The sequence below is a fragment of the Mycobacterium sp. genome (assembly GCF_049585075.1).
Taxonomy (GTDB): Bacteria; Actinomycetota; Actinomycetes; order Mycobacteriales; family Mycobacteriaceae; genus Mycobacterium.
In genome coordinates, this window is the sequence record NZ_JBAUZA010000487.1 from 1 (window position 1) to 2,215 (window position 2,215).

The window sequence follows — 2,215 nt, forward strand, 5'->3', positions numbered from 1 at the left end:
GTCCAACGCCGAGCGCCAACCGAATCCGCCCAGCGCCACGATGACGCCGACGTCGCCGCCGGTCAGCAGCCACTCGGCGGTCAGCCAGGGCGCACAGGTCGCTCGCTCGGCGGGCGTCGGCGCGTTGTCCGGCGGCGCACATCGCACGGCGGCGGCCACCCGAGTGTCATTCAGCTCCAGGCCGTCGGCGGCGTCGACACTGATCGGCGAATTCGCCAGGCCGGCGCGGTGCATGGCCGCGTACAGGACATCTCCGGACCGGTCGCCGGTGAACACCCGACCGGTCCGGTTGGCGCCGTTCGCGGCCGGGGCCAGCCCAACGATCATCAGCCGCGGCCGCTCGGCGCCCCACCCCGGCACCGGTCGCCCCCAATATGGCTGGTCGGCAAACGAACGCCGTTTGGTCAGCGCGACCTGCTCCCGCCACTGCACCAATCGCGGGCAGGCTCGGCACACCGAAACCTCGGCATCCAGCTGTGCCGGGGATTCGACGGCCAGAGCCATCGCGGCCACCTCCGCACGCGTGGTCGCCACCGCGGTGCGGGCGGTCGCCGGATCGCCGGGCCAGCCGGTGCCGGGGGGCACCGGGGAGTCGAAAAAAGCACCCGTCCGTGGGTGGGCGAGTTGGGCAAGGCTCACCGCTCTACTGTGCCTGACTGGCGAAAATCGCTCGCCCGCCGGGCATGCCCACTGTTAGATTGCGTCCCCGAACTGCCATGTCCAAAACATCGCGATCGTCCCGTCGGTCTCTTTATCTAATCCTGTTCGCTGCCTTGGCCGCCGCCGCCGGCAACGGTATCTCGCTGATCGCGTTTCCCTGGCTGGTGTTGCAGCACAACGGCAGCGCCTCCGATGCCTCGATCGTCGCCGGCGCAGCCTCGTTGCCGCTGCTCTTCTCCACCCTGATCGCCGGAACAGCGGTGGATTACCTTGGTAGACGGCGTGTCTCGCTTATCTCCGACGCCCTGTCGGGGGCGACCGTGGCAGCGGTTCCGCTACTGGCACTGATGTTCGGACGCGGCAGCGTTACCGTCGGCGTGCTCGCGGCGCTCGCCGCGCTGGGTGCGCTGTTCGATCCCGCCGGCATCACAGCGCGCGAATCGATGTTGCCCGAGGCCGCCACGACTGCCGGGTGGACCCTTGACCGCACCAACGGCTTTTACGAAGCCATTTTCAACGTCGCCTACATCGTCGGCCCGGGGCTGGGCGGACTTCTGATCGGCACCATCGGCGGCATCAACACCATGTGGGTTACCGCCGGCGCGTTCGGTGTATCTATCGTCGCGATCAGCGCGCTGCGGTTGCCCGGCGCCGGCACGCCACCGGTTGATGCCCGACCCGACGGGCCGTGGTCCGGGATGCTTGACGGGCTGCGGTTCGTGTGGAATCTGCGGGTGCTGCGCACGCTGGCACTGATCGACCTGGCGATGACCGCCTTGTATCTGCCCTTGGAAAGCGTGCTGTTTCCCAAGTACTTCACCGACCGCCATCAGCCTGCGCATTTGGGGTGGGTGCTGGTGGCGTTGAGCGTCGGCGGATTGGCCGGCGCGCTGGCGTACCCGTTGCTGGTCCGCCGCCTGAGCAGGCGGTGGACGCTGTTGACGGCCACGTTGACGCTGGGCGTATGCACCGCGCTGATATCGACGCTTCCGCCGTTGCCGGTGATCCTGCTGCTCTGCGGACTCATCGGGCTGGTGTACGGGCCGATCGCCCCGATCTACAACTACGTCATGCAGTCCAAGTCGCCGCCGCAGCTGCGCGGTCGGGTTGTCGGTGTGATGACGTCGCTGGCATTTGCCGCCGGGCCACTGGGCTTCATGCTGGCCGGGCCGCTGACTGATGCCGCCGGGCTTCGGACGACGTTTCTGGTACTGGCGATTCCGATGATCGCCATGGGGCTGGTCTCGCTTCGACTTTCCTCGTTGCGGCAGCTGGACGAGTTTCAGCCAAGCAACCCGGGGCTAGTCATCGACGATGCCGTGGAAGAGGATTGATCAATGAACGCACTTCGCTCGCCGGCGCGGTCGGCACCCACCCACGACGTCGGACGTCTGCTCGAGACGTTGGCCAACCGGGTCGACGCCGCCGACCAGAGTCGACACCGCGAGATCACCAACGCGATGACCGGCGAACCGCTGGGCCGCGTGCCGCATTGCTCACCGGCCGACGTGGTGGACGCGGCGCGGCGCGCCCGCGCCGTGCAGTCCGCCTGGGC

2 protein-coding genes and 1 pseudogene are annotated in these 2,215 nt (G+C 68.3%); 2 read left to right on the plus strand and 1 reads right to left on the minus strand.

The features are described 5' to 3' along the window. Window positions 1-639: uracil-DNA glycosylase family protein (locus WB785_RS22840; RefSeq protein ID WP_424082090.1), on the minus strand; the 639-nt coding region annotated here is incomplete at its 3' end. A 77-nt stretch (window positions 640-716) separates the two neighbouring features. On the opposite strand from WB785_RS22840, the gene WB785_RS22845 reads away from it, so the two are divergent. Continuing rightward, complete coding sequence (locus tag WB785_RS22845) at window positions 717-1,994, plus strand: MFS transporter (protein ID WP_424082092.1); 1,278 nt, start codon at window positions 717-719, stop codon at window positions 1,992-1,994. A 3-nt stretch (window positions 1,995-1,997) separates the two neighbouring features. Beyond that, a pseudogene (locus tag WB785_RS22850) lies at window positions 1,998-2,215 on the plus strand (hypothetical protein); the annotation flags it as partial.

Coding starts and splice junctions, on each gene's coding strand:
- WB785_RS22845 (WP_424082092.1), top strand. CDS start 717: ATGTCCAAAACATCGCGATCGTCCCGTCGGTCTCTTTATCTAATCCTG.